This window comes from SAR86 cluster bacterium (assembly GCA_023703675.1).
Lineage (GTDB): Bacteria > Pseudomonadota > Gammaproteobacteria > Magnimaribacterales > AG-339-G14 > AG-339-G14.
Genome location: CP097974.1, coordinates 884,489 through 900,802, shown reverse-complemented (window position 1 = coordinate 900,802; position 16,314 = coordinate 884,489). Strand labels below are relative to the sequence as shown.

General features: G+C 32.5%; 15 protein-coding genes. All 15 read left to right on the top strand.

Annotation, left to right across the window (positions count from 1 at the left end; genetic code table 11):
* The 15 genes from pyrH (at position 1) to M9C82_04495 (ending at position 16,314) form a co-directional block, all read left to right on the top strand.
* Complete coding sequence (gene pyrH / locus M9C82_04565) at positions 1-726, top strand: UMP kinase (protein URQ73231.1); 726 nt, start codon at positions 1-3, stop codon at positions 724-726.
* Positions 719-1,276, top strand: a complete 558-nt coding sequence (frr, locus tag M9C82_04560) for a ribosome recycling factor (GenBank protein ID URQ73230.1) — start codon at positions 719-721, stop codon at positions 1,274-1,276. The genes pyrH and frr overlap by 8 nt, the downstream gene beginning before the upstream one ends.
* Before the next feature lie 2 nt (positions 1,277-1,278).
* Complete coding sequence (uppS, locus tag M9C82_04555; GenBank protein URQ73229.1) at positions 1,279-1,986, top strand: polyprenyl diphosphate synthase; 708 nt, start codon at positions 1,279-1,281, stop codon at positions 1,984-1,986.
* A 3-nt stretch (positions 1,987-1,989) separates the two neighbouring features.
* The gene (locus tag M9C82_04550; GenBank protein ID URQ73228.1) at positions 1,990-2,616 is read left to right on the top strand and encodes a phosphatidate cytidylyltransferase; all 627 of its coding nucleotides are present in this window, start codon (positions 1,990-1,992) and stop codon (positions 2,614-2,616) included.
* The gene (dxr, locus tag M9C82_04545; GenBank protein ID URQ73227.1) at positions 2,613-3,758 is read left to right on the top strand and encodes a 1-deoxy-D-xylulose-5-phosphate reductoisomerase; all 1,146 of its coding nucleotides are present in this window, start codon (positions 2,613-2,615) and stop codon (positions 3,756-3,758) included. The genes M9C82_04550 and dxr overlap by 4 nt, the downstream gene beginning before the upstream one ends.
* Positions 3,755-5,092: an RIP metalloprotease RseP gene (gene rseP, locus M9C82_04540; protein URQ73226.1), complete on the top strand. Its 1,338-nt coding sequence runs from the start codon at positions 3,755-3,757 to the stop codon at positions 5,090-5,092. Before dxr ends, rseP begins: the two co-directional genes overlap by 4 nt.
* Positions 5,093-5,096: 4 nt before the next feature.
* Entirely contained in the window at positions 5,097-7,418 is a 2,322-nt protein-coding gene (gene bamA, locus M9C82_04535) for an outer membrane protein assembly factor BamA (protein ID URQ73225.1), read from the top strand.
* Between the two features lie 71 nt (positions 7,419-7,489).
* Complete coding sequence (locus M9C82_04530; protein URQ73224.1) at positions 7,490-8,023, top strand: OmpH family outer membrane protein; 534 nt, start codon at positions 7,490-7,492, stop codon at positions 8,021-8,023.
* Positions 8,024-8,032: 9 nt separating this feature from the next.
* On the top strand, positions 8,033-9,010 hold the full coding sequence (gene lpxD / locus M9C82_04525) for a UDP-3-O-(3-hydroxymyristoyl)glucosamine N-acyltransferase (protein URQ73223.1): 978 nt from the start codon (positions 8,033-8,035) through the stop codon (positions 9,008-9,010).
* Complete coding sequence (gene fabZ / locus M9C82_04520; GenBank protein ID URQ73222.1) at positions 9,007-9,444, top strand: 3-hydroxyacyl-ACP dehydratase FabZ; 438 nt, start codon at positions 9,007-9,009, stop codon at positions 9,442-9,444. The genes lpxD and fabZ overlap by 4 nt, the downstream gene beginning before the upstream one ends.
* Positions 9,444-10,214, top strand: coding sequence for an acyl-ACP--UDP-N-acetylglucosamine O-acyltransferase (gene lpxA / locus M9C82_04515; GenBank protein URQ73221.1), 771 nt, complete (start codon positions 9,444-9,446; stop codon positions 10,212-10,214). Before fabZ ends, lpxA begins: the two co-directional genes overlap by 1 nt.
* Positions 10,215-10,221: 7 nt before the next feature.
* A complete protein-coding gene (gene lpxB, locus M9C82_04510) occupies positions 10,222-11,343 on the top strand; it encodes a lipid-A-disaccharide synthase (protein URQ73220.1) in 1,122 nt (373 codons plus the stop codon).
* Entirely contained in the window at positions 11,340-11,903 is a 564-nt protein-coding gene (locus M9C82_04505; GenBank protein ID URQ73219.1) for a ribonuclease HII, read from the top strand. The genes lpxB and M9C82_04505 overlap by 4 nt, the downstream gene beginning before the upstream one ends.
* Positions 11,896-15,366: a DNA polymerase III subunit alpha gene (gene dnaE / locus M9C82_04500; GenBank protein URQ73218.1), complete on the top strand. Its 3,471-nt coding sequence runs from the start codon at positions 11,896-11,898 to the stop codon at positions 15,364-15,366. Before M9C82_04505 ends, dnaE begins: the two co-directional genes overlap by 8 nt.
* Positions 15,367-16,314, top strand: coding sequence for an acetyl-CoA carboxylase carboxyltransferase subunit alpha (locus M9C82_04495; GenBank protein ID URQ73217.1), 948 nt, complete (start codon positions 15,367-15,369; stop codon positions 16,312-16,314).

The window sequence follows — 16,314 nt, the reverse complement described above, 5'->3', positions numbered from 1 at the left end:
ATGACCGATTCCAGAAGAGTTCTCTTAAAAGTTAGCGGAGAATGGTTTTCTGGAGACAAAGAAAAAGGTTTTGATGAAAAGACGTTTGCTAGCCTCACAGAGTCTTTGATCGAAGCCAATAATCAAAATATTCAAATTGCTTTAGTACTCGGAGGGGGAAATATTTATAGAGGGAGAGAATTGGTATCACTCAATATTGATCAGGTTTCAGCAGATTATATTGGAATGCTTTCGACAATAATGAATGGAATTGCTTTGTCGAATTTCTTAACTTCTAAAAATTGCGATAACAGCCTATTTTCCTCATTTGCAATTGGTAATTTCATAAAAGCCTATAGCAAAGAAGATGCTGAAAAATCTTTGTTATCAAACAAAATAGTAATTTTAGTTGGCGGCCTTGGCAATCCGCTTTTTACTACTGACTCTACGGCAAGCGTAAGAGCGGTAGAATTAAAATCAGATGTAATGTTAAAAGCTACAAATGTTGATGGAATTTACTCAGATGATCCAAAAAAAAATAAAAATGCCCAGAAATTTGATTACATAACCTTTGATGAAGCAATTCAAAAGAATTTAAAAGTTATGGATCAAACTTCTTTATGTTTTTGTCGTGATAACAATTTGGATGTGAGAGTTTTTAACGCTAATTCGAATGGTGCATTATTGGAAGCGCTAATTAATAAAAAAACAGATTTAGGTACTTTAGTAAAAGTTAAAAATGATTGAAGATATTCAACTAGACGCCAAAGAAGGCATGGCCAAAACTCTTGAAGCTCTCGAATCTTCTTTTAAAAGAATAAGGACTGGTAGGGCAAATATTTCTCTACTCGATACTATAGAGATTGACTATTATGGAAACAAAACACCTCTTAACCAAGTTTCAAATATCTCTATAGAGGATGCTAAGACTTTGGCGATTGTTCCTTGGGAAAAAGATAATGTTCCTTTGATAGAAAAGTCTATCCAACAATCAGAGTTAGGACTGCAGCCAATCACCTCGGGAGAGACAATAAGAGTTATTCTTCCGGATCTTACGGAGGAAACCAGAAGAGACTTGATTAAGGTTGCTAAGGCTGAAGCTGAAAATTCTAAAGTATCGATTAGGAACCAAAGACGAGATGCCAATGGTTTGTTAAAAGAGTATCTGAATGAAAAAGAGATTTCCGAAGATGATTTGAAAAGAGGCGAAGTATTAATTCAAGAAGTCACTGATCAATATATAGAAAGTGTAGACAATTTGCTCAAGGAAAAAGAAAAAGACTTGTTAGAGATTTAAAAATGAGTGATGCCCCATCTCACGTCGCGATCATCATGGATGGAAATTCTAGGTGGGCAAAAAAAAATAAACTAACAAAAAAAGAAGGGCATAGAGCAGGTGTTAAAGCTGCGAAAAATATAATTGAGTACGCTGCGAAGAGACATTTAGATCATTTAACCCTTTTTGCATTTAGTACAGAAAATTGGGGAAGATCCAAATTTGAAGTAAATTCCATCATGGATCTTTTTGTTGAAGCATTAAGAGAAGAAACGCCAGAGCTTATAAAGAATTCGGTTAAAGTGAATTTCATTGGAGATATATCGAAATTAAATGAAGTAATAATCAAAAAAATTATCGAGACAAAAGGGCTAACGAGCAACTATCAGCCTAAATTAAACTTGAACATAGCAATAAGTTATGGGGGAAAATGGGACATAGTTAATGCCGCAAAAAAAATTCATGAAGAAATCTTAGAAAGAAAAATCAAAATCAATCAGTTAGACGAAAAGCTATTTTCTTACTATCTAGACACCTCTAAAATTCCAGATCCAGATTTAATCATAAGAACTGGCAATGAAAAAAGACTAAGTAATTTTTTAATTTGGCAAGCCGCTTACTCTGAATTAATTTTCAGCAAAAAATTATGGCCTGATTTCAGTAATGTTGATTTACGAAGGGCCTTAAATCAATTTAAAGAAAGAAAGCGGAATTTTGGAAAGAGGAAATAATTCATGTTCCTAAGAGAGTTAACCGGTATCGCATTGGCTTTAGCTTCGACAATCCTTATCTTTACTTCAGACAAATTTTTTTTTAATACTTTTTTTATTTTAATTTTATTTTTCTTGCTTTTTGAACTTCTCAAAATAACTAAATACTTCGATTCCTTTTTTTGGATTCAGATATTTCTAATATTTAGTTCTGTTTTATTTCTCCCAACATATGAAATTAATAGAGAGCTATTCTTTGTTGCAATCCTAATTGCTGTTTTAACTGATTCAATCGCATATTACTTTGGTAAGAAATTAGGAAAAATTAAAATATTTCCAAAAACTAGTCCAAATAAAACCTTAGAAGGTTTAATTTTTGGAAATCTTATTACAACTCTTTTGATAACCTTTATTATATTTTCTACACCAACTTTTTTTGATTTAAACTATCTTCTGTTAATTTTGATTGTATGGGTATCTTCCCTAGCAGCAATTTTTGGTGATTATTTACAAAGTAGATTTAAAAGAATTCAAAATATAAAGGATTCAGGAAAAATTTTACCAGGACATGGCGGCATATCAGATAGGTTGGATAGTCATTTGACTACTTTGCCAGTATTCTTTGGGTTGCTTGAATTTTTTAAATTATGAAAAATGTCTTAATTTTAGGATCTACTGGATCAATTGGAAAATCAACTTTGGAAGTAATTAATAATAATGATAATTTTAATGTCATTTCTTTAGTTGCAAAAAACCAAAAAGACCTCCTTCTTGAACAAGCTAATAAATTTAATGCTTCCAATGTTTATCTTTCAAATGAAAGTTTTTCAAACGTGGAACAAAGCAAGCATCCTAATCTTAATTTTTTCAAAGATTTAGATGCATTAATTGAAGACAAAGATGTAGAAATAGTCGTTGCGGCCATTTCAGGGTTAATTGGCGTTGACTCAATCTTAAAGGCAATCCGAGCAGGTAAAAAAATATTAATTGCCAATAAAGAGCCCATCGTTGTAGCAGGAAAAATCTTAATGTCTGAGGCAAAAAAATCTGGAGCAGAGATTATTCCAATCGATTCAGAACATTGCGCAATTCATCAATGTTTAAGCAAACTTGAGAAAAAAGATATTAAATCAATTACTTTAACCTGCTCAGGTGGACCTTTTTGGGGTCAATCGAGAAATGACCTGGATAAAATCTCTTACAAAGAAGCAAAAAAACACCCTGTTTGGAACATGGGAGAAAAAAATCTTATTGATTCCGCAACGCTTATGAACAAAGCCCTAGAAATAATAGAAGCAAGGTGGTTATTTGACATAAACCCAGAAAAAATAAAAGTATTGATTCATCCTCAAAGCATAATTCATGGAATAGTAGAAAATATTGATGGCTCATCTCTAGCTTCGATGTCTGCACCTGATATGAAAATCTGTATCGCTTATGGTCTAGGTTACCCAGATAAAATAGACTCAAGCGCTAAATTTTTAAATTTACTTGAACAAGAGAAACTAGAATTTTTCGATCCAAAAGATACTGATTTTCCTTCTTTGGAGTTTGCTTACAGATCGCTAGAGGGAGACGACACTATTCCAGCTGCTATGAATGCTGCGAATGAAATAGCCGTTAGTTATTTTCTTAATAATAAAGTTAAGTTCAATTCAATTTTTGATTCAGTAGATTATACTATGGGCATATTTGAAGGTAGGCCTTCACAATTTGATTTAAATTTACAAGATCTTTTGGAGGTAGACAAAGAAGCAAAAAAGATTGCTGCCGATTTTCTAGGTAAATCATGATAGAAATATTTTCATACATTTTAGGTTTTTTAACATTAATTATGGTCATTACAGCAATTCATGAAGCCGGACATTTTTATGTTGCTAGATTTTTCAATGTAAAAATTCTTGATTTTTCAATCGGAATGGGAAAGTCCATAAAAAATTATATTGGTAAGGACGGCACATCTTATAACTTAAGACTCTTTCCTGTTGGTGGATACGTAAAAATGCTTGGAGAAGATGTCATGGATAAAAATTCGAAAGATATAGATGATTCCTTTGCTTCAAAAAAATATTATCAAAAGGTATTGATTCTTTTTGCAGGGCCTTTTGCTAATTTTTTATTAGCTATTTTTTTATTCACGATTTTAAATTTGTTAGGGTCAACAGTCCTTTCATCTCAAGTCGGATACGTTTTGCCAGAAAGCGCTGCAAGCAAGGCAAATATTATTGAAGGCGAATTAATTATTGAGATAGACGACAAAAACATCTCCTCGAGAGCCGACGCTCAAATGGCATTGTCAAGAAGACTAGGAGAGTCAGGAGAAATAAAATTTAAGCTAGACTCAAATGGAGCTTTAAAAGAAACAAAAATTGATGTTAAAGATTGGCTAATAGGTGAGGAGCCAAAAGACCTCCTCTCAAATTTAGGTATTGGGATTCCAGTAAGCTCAGAAATTGGTGCGGTTTTAGATAATAGCCCTGCAAATAAAGCAGGCCTCATTTCTGGAGATAAAGTTTTGGAAATCGAAGCTCAAAAAATTTCAAGTTGGGGGCAAATTAAAGATGTTGTAGATAAGTCGCTAGGCATGCCGTTAAAAATAAAAATCTTAAGAGATAACGAAGAAATATTTTTTCAAGTAACTCCAACTTTTTCTGAATCTAGATGGATTTTAGGCATTACTTCAGCTAATAAATTTTCGGAGAATTCTTATATTTATAAGTCATACTCTCCATTAAATGCTTTCACAAATGCTTTGGAAAAAACATATTCCACTATAGTTGATTCGTTTATTTTTCTATACAAAATGATTGCAGGTTATGTTTCTCCAAAAAATCTTGGCGGCCCTGTCATGATAGGTCAGGTTGCAGGGGAATCTTTAATTTATGGAGGATTTTATTCTTTTCTATTACTTATGAGTTTTGTAAGCATAGGATTAGGAGTAATAAATTTAGTACCGATTCCAATTCTAGATGGGGGCCAAATTTGTTTGTTGACATTAGAACGATTAAAAGGATCTCCTATTTCACCCAGGACGTTAGATTTTGTTTATAGAGTGGGACTCTCCATGGTTATTTTTTTGATGATATTTGTTTTCATCAATGACTTATCAAGGCTTTCTGTGCTTTAAGAAAATGAAATTAAATTTTTTTAATTTTTTATTTTTGGCAACTTTTTGTTTCTCAAATCTAGTTTTTTCATCATCGTGGATTATTGAAGATATAAGGATTAGTGGTTTGCAAAGAGTTTCTGCAGGTAGCATTTTCGCTGAAATACCTGTGACCATTGGAGATTCTATAGAACAAGACGAAATTATTGAAATCTCCAAATCAATATTTTCTACTGGTCAATTTGACGACATCCAAATTGGAAGAGAAGGAAACGCATTATTAATAAATTTAGTCGAAAGACCAACAATCGACGAAATAGTCATCGAAGGGAATCAAGCGATTAAAACAGATAATTTAATGGATGGGCTGAAAAATTCAGGAATTTTTGAGGGCGCTTTATTTAGAAGATCAGTTTTCGAAAATTTAAGTTCCGAGTTGGAAAGGCAATACGTTTCTCAAGGAAAATATGCTGCGAATGTAGAAGTCTCATCCGATCCTTTGCCTCGTAATCGGGTAAAACTAAACGTTGAAATACAAGAAGGCGAAACTGCAAAGTTACAGAGCATTAATATTGTCGGGAATAATCTATTTTCTGAGGACGAGCTAAAGAAAGTTTTTAAGCTTAGACCAAGATCCTGGTTATCAATATTTAGAAGAAATACTCCTTATTCAAAAGAAAATCTTAAAGGTGATCTAGAAAGCTTAGAGTCTTTTTATAAAAATAGAGGATACCTAAATTTTTCTGTAAATAATTCGATAATAACTATCTCTGAGGACAAGCAGAAAGTATTTATAACTGTAAATATCTCTGAAGGAGATCTTTACAAAATCAATAATGTTTCTTTAGCAGGTGACTTTCCAGTAAAAGAAGAAATTATCAGAAGTCTTATATATGTTGTTGATGATTCAACTTTTTCTCAAGAACTCATTACCTTTTCTGAAGAAAGTATAAATAATCTTTTAAACAACGAAGGATTTTTATTTTCTGAAGTGTCGGGAAATATCAAGAGAGTTGATGACAATCTTGTAGATATAGTTTTTTTTGTCGAACCTGGACAGAGGACTTATGTTAGAAACATTAATTTCTACGGCAATAAAAGAACTCATGACGTTGTCTTAAGAAGAGAAATGAGACAAATGGAAGGTGCATGGGCATCAAACTCACTTCTTGAGCGCTCTAAATTGAGGTTAGATAGGTTAGGTTTTTTTAAAGAAGTAAATTTTGAAACAATTCCTGTTCCAGGAGAAAAAGACAAAGTAGATATAGATTTCAACGTTGAAGAGGAATTTTCTGGCTCTATTGCGGGAAGTTTAGGTTACGGCGCTTATGGCTTCAGTATAGGAGCAAATTATTCAGAGAGTAATGCTTTTGGAACTGGAAATAGTATTGGGGTAGGACTAAATTATAGTGATTGGCAAACCGATGTGTCTTTTAATTTTTTTGATCCTTATTTTAACGCGGATGGTGTTGGTTTAGGTTATGGCGCTTATATTAGATCTTCAGATTATTCAAATTTTAATATTTCTGCATACAACACAGAATCTTTTGGTGGTTCAGTTCAATTTGTTTTACCGATTAACGAAATTGAACAATTAAGTTTGTCCGCTTCAATTGATCAAACAGATCTGTCATCAAGCGCTCTATCTTCTAGACAACTTTTAGATTTCATTTCTACTGAGGGTTCTAAGTTTGAATCTTTGACTCTAGGAGTAACTTGGTCAAGAAATTCTCTTAATAGAGGCTTATTTCCTACTGCAGGAACTTTAAATGTTCTGTCAGGTTCAGTTGCCGTGCCTGGGAGTTCTTTAACTTATGGAAAGTTATCACATAGATTCAAGTTTTATAGACCTTTGCCAAGTGATTTTGTTTTTTCAATAAGGACTGAAGTTGGTGGACTTTTTGCATATGGAGACACCGAAACACCGCCTCCATATGAAAATTTTTATGCCGGAGGCTTAAATTCTGTTAGAGGTTTTGAACAAAATTCTCTTGGTCCCAGAGCAGTATATTCAGGATTTTATTCCTATTACAACAGGCCAACAGGTGGAACTTATTCGTTTGAAGGAGGAATGGATTTAATTTTTCCTATTCCTTTTTTAGAAGACAGCAGATCAGTAAGAAGCTCGCTATTCTTTGATTTTGGAAACGTATTTAATGATGGCTGTAAATCATATGAAACCAATTGTAGTGAATTTGATTTATCAGAATTGAGATACTCTGTAGGTCTTGGCGTAACTTGGATTACCGCACTTGGACCAATGTCTTTCGCTATTTCTTCTGTTTTTGGAGATGATATCTTAGATGAAACTGAAACTTTTCAATTTGAGATAGGAAATCAATTTTAAAAATTCTTCTGGAAAAAGACCCCGTACAGAAGGTAAACTTCGTTTATATAAATCCTCTTAGGGAGATCATCATGAGAAATTTTTCAATTTATTTAACTTCAGTTTTATTTTCTATTTTTTCGCTTCCATCGATTGCAAACCTAGAAGGCGTCGCAGTAATAGATTATCAAGCTATATTTTTAGGCACTGATCTTGCGAGAACAAGTTTTGAGGAACTAAGAGAATCAAACGATTATAAAGAGTTAATGGAAGAGGCTCAGCTTAAGGATTCAGATAGATTGGCGTTAGCTGAGGAACTTAATAAAGATGCATCGACAATGTCAGATGAAGAACAAGCTGATAAATTAAAAAAAGCTCAATCCCTATATCAAGATATTCAGTTTCTCACACAGAAGATGCAAACTCTTGAAAATGAGGTAGTTCAAAAACTTCAAGCTAACCAAGGACCTACTGTACAAAAAGTTGTAAATGATCTGATTGTGGCAAAAAAAATTACTTTGTTGTTTAACAGTCAAGCTTTGTTAGCCTATGACCAAGCGAATCCTTTAATAAACATTACTCCTGAGGTAATTGAATTATTAAATCAGGCAAATAATAAAGATTAATTATTTGTTTTGTCCAAAAAAGTATACAAGCTTAGCGAAATTGCTGAACTTTTAGATTTATCCTTAGATGGAGATGGAGAAAAAAGAATTGTATCAATAAATAATCTTAAGGATGCAAAACCCTCTGAATTGTCCTTTTACTATTCAAAAAAATTTAAAAAGGATTTAAATAATACAAAAGCAGGGGCAATTATTTTATCTAAAGAAGATGATTTTGATTTCCCTGGAAGCAAACTTTATACAGATCAAGTTCATCTAGTTTATGCTAAATGCAGTCAATTATTTGAACCTGAAATTTCTATACCTTCTTTAAAAGATGAGTTCTCTAAGATTCATGAAAGTGCAAAAGTCAATTCTAGTTCTTTTATTGGAGCTTACAGTGTTATAGAAAAAGAGGTTCAAATAGAAGAAGGTGTTTTTATCAACTCTGGAGTTCATATAGGGGCGGGAACCATAATCAAAAAAAATTCTAAAATATACTCAAATGTCTCGCTTTATCCAGATTCAATGATTGGGAAAAATTGCATTATCCATTCAGGTACCGTTATAGGTTCGGATGGATTAGGTTTTGCAAAAAATGGAAAAAAATGGGAAAAGATAATTCATTCCGGAAAGGTGATTATCGGCGATAATGTTGAAATCGGCGCTGGCTGCACAATTGATAAAGCCTCTTCTGGATCTACTGAAATTTGCAACGGAGTAAAATTAGATAACCAAATACATTTAGCCCATAATTGTTATATCGGAGAAAATACTATTATTGGTGCAAATACTTCAATAGCTGGAAGTGTAAAGATAGGTAATAACTGCGTAATTGGCGGTCTTTGTGGGATAGTGGATAATATTCAAATTACTGACGAGGTAACTATCTACCCAATGACATTTGTGACAAATAGTGTCAAAAATAAAGGAGCCTATTCAGGAGGGCCTATATTAATGGAACATAAAAACTGGTTAAAAAAGTCAGCAACTTTAAGAAAAAAATGATTGATATAGAAGAAATTAGAAAATATTTACCTCATAGATATCCTTTTTTGCTTGTGGACAGAGTAATCGAGATTGAGTTGAATAAATATATAAAGGCTTATAAAAACATAACCAATAATGAGCCTTATTTTATAGGACACTTTCCTGAGAAAAGTGTGGTTCCAGGAGTTTTAATTTTAGAGGCTATGGCTCAAGCTTCAGGCATATTGGGTTTCAAAACTATGGGTAAAACTCCTGATGAAGGTTCAATGTATTATTTTGTTGGAGCAGACAATTTAAGATTTAAAAGACCTGTAATTCCTGGAGATAAATTAATTCTAGAATCAACAAAAATTTCAGACAAAAGAGGAATTTGGAAATTTGAATGTAAAGCCTCTGTAGAAGATGAATTCGTCTGCTCAGCTACAATTTTATGCGCAGATAGACCTAAATAATGATTCATAAATCTGCAATTGTTCATAAATCAGCAAAACTTGATACCACTGTAAACGTTGGGCCATTTGCGGTTATTGGACCTGAAGTAGAAATTAATTCTGGTTCAAATATAGGATCTCATGTTGTTCTAGAAGGTCCAACGACTATAGGAAAAAATAATAAAATTTTTTCGTTTGCTTCAATTGGAGGAGATCCACAAGATAAAAAATATAAAGGAGAAAAAACTTTTTTAGAAATTGGAGACAATAATATTTTTAGAGAAGGAGTCACAATAAATAGAGGTACAATCCAAGAAAATTCAAAAACTCTGATAGGCTCAAGAAACTTATTTATGGCTTATGTACACGTGGCTCATGATTGTGAAATAGAAGATGACGTTGTTTTAGTAAACAATTCATCAATTGCTGGCTGTGTAAAATTAGAAAGAGGAGCGATTTTAGGCGGTTTTAGTTTAGTTCATCAGTTTTGCAATATTGGAGCTTACAGCTTTTCTGCCATGGGAAGCGCGGTATCGAAAGATATTCCAGCCTTTGTTAGGGTAAGCGGTAATACTGCAAAAGCAAGGGGGCTTAACGTCACTGGAATCTCTAGACTCAATATTAATAAAGAGGGTACTCACGCACTTAAAGAAGCTTATAAAATTATTTATTTGAGAAAAAATACGTTAGAAAATTCTAAAAAGGAAATAGAAGCTAATTTTGGCCACTTACCCGAGATTAAAACTCTTCTTAATTCTTTGAAGAATTCTGAAAGAGGAATCGTTAGGTAAGCTAGTAATGAAAATAGCTTTATCAGCGGGAGAGGAATCAGGTGATATTTTAGGCTCAGATTTAATGCGTTCTCTTAAAGCTCATGACGATAAGATTGAATTCATAGGAATTGGCGGAGAAAGGATGAAGCAAGAGGGGCTAGAATCCTTGTTTCCAATTAAAGAAATTTCAAAAATGGGAATCATAGATCCTTTGCTCTCATTAAACACCATATTAAAAAGAAGAAAGCAATTAATAAGTTTTTTTGAATCAAAAAAACCAGATATCTTTATCGGGATAGACAGTCCTTCCTTTAATCTTGGAATATCAAAAAAATTAAAACAAAAGACAGACATCTCAACAATTCAATATGTTTGTCCTCAATTTTGGGCCTGGCGTGAAAATCGAATAAAAAGTTTTTCTAAATTTTTAGATCATATTTTTTGTTTATATGATTTTGAAAAAAAAATTTTAAGTCAACATAATATTAATTCAAGTTTTGTTGGTCACCCCATTGCAGAAAAAATTGAGTTTGAAATAAATAGAAAGGAGTACAAACAAAAACTAAATCTAGATGAAAATTTCAAGTACGTTGTTTTAATGCCTGGTAGTAGAAAATCTGAAGTTACCAGACACTTCAATGTTTTAGCTTCTCTTTCAAATCATTATTTAAAAGTAAATTCAAAGCTTCGCTTTATATTTGCTTTAACTGAAGGTAGCAAGTCAATGAATTTGGAGAAAAAAATAAAGGGAAATTCGAATTTAGAGATTCATTATAGCAATTCTAGAAATATTCTTCGCGCCTGTGACTATGCTGTTATAACCTCTGGAACGGCTTCTTTGGAGGCGGCACTTTGTAAAATTCCAATGATTGTTATTTATAAAACGAACTTTTTAAGTTATTTGATTTTATCAAGATTCATCAAGACAGAATTTATTTCTTTACCAAATATATTGAAAAAGAAAAAAATTGTTCAGGAACTTATTCAATCAAAGGTTACTAAAAAAAATCTTATTTATGGATTAGAGGCTTTGATGAATATAGATCATCATAATTTATTCAATGATTATAAGAAAATCCATAGTTCTTTAATAAATTCAAAAAAAACAAAATTTTACGAAGTAATCCACTCAATAAAAAAAAATTGAAAAGGTTTTTAGCCGGAGTTGACGAAGTCGGAAGGGGTAGTCTTGCAGGGCCAGTTGTTGCAGCAGCAGTAATTCTTGGTGAAAATAACGTAAAAGGATTATCAGACTCAAAAAAATTATCCCAAAAAAAAAGGACTGAACTTTCAAACATAATAAAACTAAAGGCTCATGCCTTTTCTATCGCTACAGTCTCTGCCAGGATAATCGACAAAGTTAACATTAGAAACGCATCTATTCTAGCCATGGAAAAAGCTATAGACGGTCTAAAACATTCGCCTAGAAAAATAATTGTAGATGGAAGGGATTCTTTAAACTCAAAACATCCAGTAAGTACTTTAGTGAAAGCTGATAACTTAGTACCCGAAGTTATGGCTGCTTCAATAATTGCAAAGGTTTTCCGAGATGAATTAATGATGCTTTTAGATTGCAAATATCCTAAATATTCTTTTGGCTCTCATAAAGGCTATGCAACTAAAAAACATATAGACGCTATAAATTCATATGGAATAATAAAAGAACATAGAAAAAGCTTTGGAATTGTAAAAAATATAAATGAATAAATTTTGTCATCTTAGTCTTCACTCAGAATTTTCCATTAATGACGGTTTAATTAATATGAAAGATTTGGCAGATAAAAGTTCAGAATTAGGATTTGATTCTGTTGCATTAACGGATTGTTCTAATCTTTTCGGGTTTGTTAATTTTTACGAAAACATGAGGAAGAAAGGGTTAAAACCTATTTGTGGCTCTGAAATGATTTTAGAAGGGGAAAATTCTAGAGGTAATTTGACATTTTTAGCTAAAAATCACAAAGGATATAAAAATTTGATGAGGTTAATATCTCATGCGAATACAAAAGGAAAAAAAAATAAAGAATGCTTAATTAATACAAAAATACTAAAGGATAACTATGAAGGACTCATAATGTTTTCGGGGGGTTTAGGAAGTCAAATTTCAGACTCCATATTGTCGGATAAATTTGAACTGGCTGAGAAGCAAGCTAAATTTTTTAAAGAAATTTTTAAAGAAGATTTTTTCTTTGAAATTACTAGATTAGGTTTTGAAGATGAAAGTAGGAGCAATAGCGCTCTTTTAGACTTATCAAAATCTTTAGAGATCCCTGTAATTGCTTCAAATCGAGTTAGATTTTTAAATGAAAATGATTATGAATCTCACGAAACTAGAGTAAGCATCCAATCGGGTTATGTACTAAGCGATCCAAGAAGAAAAAGAGATTACAAAGAAGCTCAATATTTTAAATCAGCCGAAGAGATGTTGGATGACTTCGCTGATATTCCTGAAGCAATAGAAAACGCTTATGAAGTTTCAAAGAAATGTAATTTGGAAATAAAAACGGGTATTTATGTTCTACCTGATTTCGAAACACCTAATAATTTAAAAGAATCGGATTACCTTAGAAAATTAGCAGTCGAAGGTATTTTGGAAAAAATGAAGTTAAAAAACTTTGATCAACTGCCTTCATTGTATTTACAAAGATTCAATTACGAATTAGAGACAATTTTAAAAATGGGCTATGAGGGATATTTTTTAATAGTAGCTGACTTTGTTAATTGGGCTAAAAAAAATCAGGTTCCTGTGGGACCTGGACGGGGCTCCGGAGCAGGGTCTTTAATTGCTTATTCTTTGGGCATTACTGGATTAGACCCAATGAAATACGATTTATTATTTGAACGTTTCTTGAATCCGGACAGAATAAGTAACCCTGACTTTGATATTGACTTTTGCAGAGATGGAAGAGAGAAAGTCATAGACTATGTAACAAATAAGTATGGTAACCAAGCAGTAGCACAAATTTGCACATTCGGAACCATGGCGGCTAGGGCTGTAGTTAGAGATGTTGCCAGAGCTCAAGGCAAGTCTTACAGTTTGGGAGATAGAATAGCAAAACTAATTCCTTTTAGTCCTGAAATGACTCTGGAAAAAGCCCTTAATGAAAATAAAGAATTAAAACAGATTTTAAAATTAGATGAGGATGCTTCAGAAATATTTGATATGGCACTTAAGTTAGAAGGTACTGCTAGAAGTGTGGGAAAACATGCAGCTGGAGTAGTTATAGCTCCTTCAAAAATTAATGATTATTCTCCTTTGTATTTAGATGCCGATACTTATGATGAATCTGTTCCTCAAAGTTATGCAACTCAATATAGTATGGAAGATATTGAAGCAGTAGGACTACAAAAATTTGATTTTTTAGGTTTAAAAACTTTAACCGTTATCAATAAAGCTCTGATTGAAATAAATAAATATAGAGAATCCATAAAATTAGAACCAATCAATCTTGATGAGCTTAAATTAGACGATAAAGGAGTATTTGAGTTGCTTCAGAAAGGTATTACTACGGCAGTTTTTCAAATGGAATCGCGAGGTATGAGAGAGTACCTAATCAAACTAAAACCCAATACTTTTGAAGACATTATTGCGATGATTGCTCTTTATAGACCTGGCCCTTTAGAAATGAAGATGGTCGATACTTATATCAACAGGAAAAATGGAATAGAAAAAATTGATTACTCTAAAGATCAAGATATAGAGAAAATTTTAAAAAGTACTTATGGAGTAATTGTTTACCAAGAACAGGTAATGCAATTAGCTCAAGAATTTTCGGAATTTACCTTAGGTCAGGCTGATATTTTGAGAAAAGCAATGGGAAAAAAGATTCCTGAAGTAATGGAGGGTCAAAGACAAGCCTTTATTGACGGTGCAAAAAAAAATCAAAAGATAAGCAGAGTAGCCGAAGATTTATGGGATCAAATTGAAACTTTTGCTGGGTATGGATTTAATAAATCTCATTCTGCTGCTTATGCCTTAATTTCCTATCAGACTGCATGGCTTAAATCTCATTATCCATCTCAATTTATGGCTTCAGCTTTATCATCAGAATTAGACGACACAGATAAAATTAAAGTTTTGATTGATGATGCGTCTTCTTTAGGATTAAAAATAGAACCTCCAGACATAAATAAAAGTTTCAGAGACTTTATCTCTCTTAATGAAGAAACTATTTTATTTGGCCTTGGATCGATAAAAGGAGTTGGAGAAAATGCTATAGAAAATATTGTAGAACAAAGAAAAAAAGGCGATTTTGAGAGTCTTAAAGACTTTTGTTTTAGAGTTGATCTTTCAAAAGTTGATAAGAGGTGTATCGAGCCCTTAATAAAAAGTGGATCAATGGATGCATTTAACATAGATAGATTTCAACTATTGGATCAAGTTGAAGATATATTAAAGTTAGCAAGACAAGAAATAGAAAATAAAGAAAACGGTCAATCCGATATGTTCGGAGTTCAAGAATTTTCAGTAGAAAGTAAGTCAGTTTTAAAAGAGTCTTTCCCTTCATCTGGTCTCTCAACTTTAGAATTTGAATCTTTGGGATATCATCTGCAACACCATCCAGTGGAAGAGAATTACTGGGAATTAAAAAAAATCTCTCCAATAAAAATAAAAGATCTTTCATTAAGTAATAATAATCAGAGATGTAGCGGAGTCATCATTTCTCATAATCGAATTCAAACTCGAAGGGGAACAATAGTATTTGCAACCCTAGATGATAATTCTGGAAGGATCGAATTAATCATTAATCAAGAGGTTTTAGAAGATTCCAACTTATCTTTTAACGGCCAAGAAATAATTATTGCTGATGGAGAGGTCATTGAGGAAGACGGAAAAGGGAACAAAGAATTTGGCTTATCAAAAAAAATGAGAGTAACCCAATTAAATACTCTCGAAGAATTAAGAATAAAATTTGCTAGAAAATTATCTATAAACATTTCGGAAAATCAAACGAAGAAAATAGAACAATTGATAGAGCAACTTCAAGATTTTTCTAAAGAAGAAAGTACTAATGGATGCCCCGTTGAAATTAATTATCATACTAAAGATGGAAAAGTTGGCATGGAACTTAAAGAAAACTTTAATATTTCTTTAACTAATGATAATTTTGAATCCTTGAAGAAAGCTTGTGGTATGAAAAATATTGATTTGCATTATTATTCGAGGCAGTAAATGGCTTATACATACTTAGAATTTGAAAAACCAATTAGCGATTTAGAAAGTAAAATCGAAAACCTTAAAACCTCTTCTAAAGAAGATAACCAAGTATCGGAAGAGATTTCAAAAATTAGTAACCAAATAGAGTCTATTACAAAAGAAATTTATGGCAACTTAGACATTTGGCAGAAAGTTCAAGTAGCAAGGCATCCACATAGACCTCATTTTTCAGATTACATAGAAAATATTTTTACTAACTTTGATGAGCTTCATGGCGACAGAACATTTGGCGATGATAGAGCCATTATTGGGGGGCTAGCAATGTTTAAAAAAATGCCAGTTGTTCTTATCGGTCATGAAAAAGGCGCTAGTACGGATGATAAGATCTTGAGAAATTTTGGTATGGCTCAGCCAGAGGGTTATAGAAAAGCTGAAAGGCTGATGAAACTAGCAGAAGATTTTAATTTACCTTTGATAACTTTTGTGGATACGCCAGGGGCATACCCAGGAATAGAAAGTGAAGAAAGAGGAATGAGTGAAGCGATTGCAAAAAATTTAAGCGTTTTAGCAAAATTAAAAACACCTATTATTGTTATTATCACCGGAGAAGGTGGATCGGGAGGAGCTCTTGCAATTGGAATAGGGGATCGTATTTGTATGCTTGAATATTCCATCTACGCGGTTGCCTCTCCAGAAGCATGCGCTTCAATTGTTTGGAGAGATAAATCCAAGGCAAATGAGGCTGCAAAAGCAATGAAAGTTGATGCAGAAAATTTAATTAATTTCGGTCTTATAGATGAGGTTATAAGCGAGCCCCTTGGAGGAGCACATAGAGACGTAAAAGGTGCTTGTAATATTATTTCTGATTCAATTGAGAAGTCTTTAGAATCTCTTAAGGACAAGGATATTGAGGAAATATTAAATCAAAGATATCAAAAAATTATGTCCTATGGATTGGTTTAA

What these genes read in the sequence shown, in the direction of transcription:
- pyrH (URQ73231.1), top strand. Translation starts at nt 1, where the DNA reads ATGACCGATTCCAGAAGAGTTCTCTTAAAAGTTAGCGGAGAATGGTTT.
- M9C82_04495 (URQ73217.1), top strand. Translation starts at nt 15,367, where the DNA reads ATGGCTTATACATACTTAGAATTTGAAAAACCAATTAGCGATTTAGAA.
- dnaE (URQ73218.1), top strand. Translation starts at nt 11,896, where the DNA reads ATGAATAAATTTTGTCATCTTAGTCTTCACTCAGAATTTTCCATTAAT.
- uppS (URQ73229.1), top strand. Translation starts at nt 1,279, where the DNA reads ATGAGTGATGCCCCATCTCACGTCGCGATCATCATGGATGGAAATTCT.
- fabZ (URQ73222.1), top strand. Translation starts at nt 9,007, where the DNA reads ATGATTGATATAGAAGAAATTAGAAAATATTTACCTCATAGATATCCT.
- rseP (URQ73226.1), top strand. Translation starts at nt 3,755, where the DNA reads ATGATAGAAATATTTTCATACATTTTAGGTTTTTTAACATTAATTATG.
- bamA (URQ73225.1), top strand. Translation starts at nt 5,097, where the DNA reads ATGAAATTAAATTTTTTTAATTTTTTATTTTTGGCAACTTTTTGTTTC.
- M9C82_04530 (URQ73224.1), top strand. Translation starts at nt 7,490, where the DNA reads ATGAGAAATTTTTCAATTTATTTAACTTCAGTTTTATTTTCTATTTTT.
- M9C82_04550 (URQ73228.1), top strand. Translation starts at nt 1,990, where the DNA reads ATGTTCCTAAGAGAGTTAACCGGTATCGCATTGGCTTTAGCTTCGACA.
- lpxA (URQ73221.1), top strand. Translation starts at nt 9,444, where the DNA reads ATGATTCATAAATCTGCAATTGTTCATAAATCAGCAAAACTTGATACC.
- dxr (URQ73227.1), top strand. Translation starts at nt 2,613, where the DNA reads ATGAAAAATGTCTTAATTTTAGGATCTACTGGATCAATTGGAAAATCA.
- lpxB (URQ73220.1), top strand. Translation starts at nt 10,222, where the DNA reads ATGAAAATAGCTTTATCAGCGGGAGAGGAATCAGGTGATATTTTAGGC.
- frr (URQ73230.1), top strand. Translation starts at nt 719, where the DNA reads ATGATTGAAGATATTCAACTAGACGCCAAAGAAGGCATGGCCAAAACT.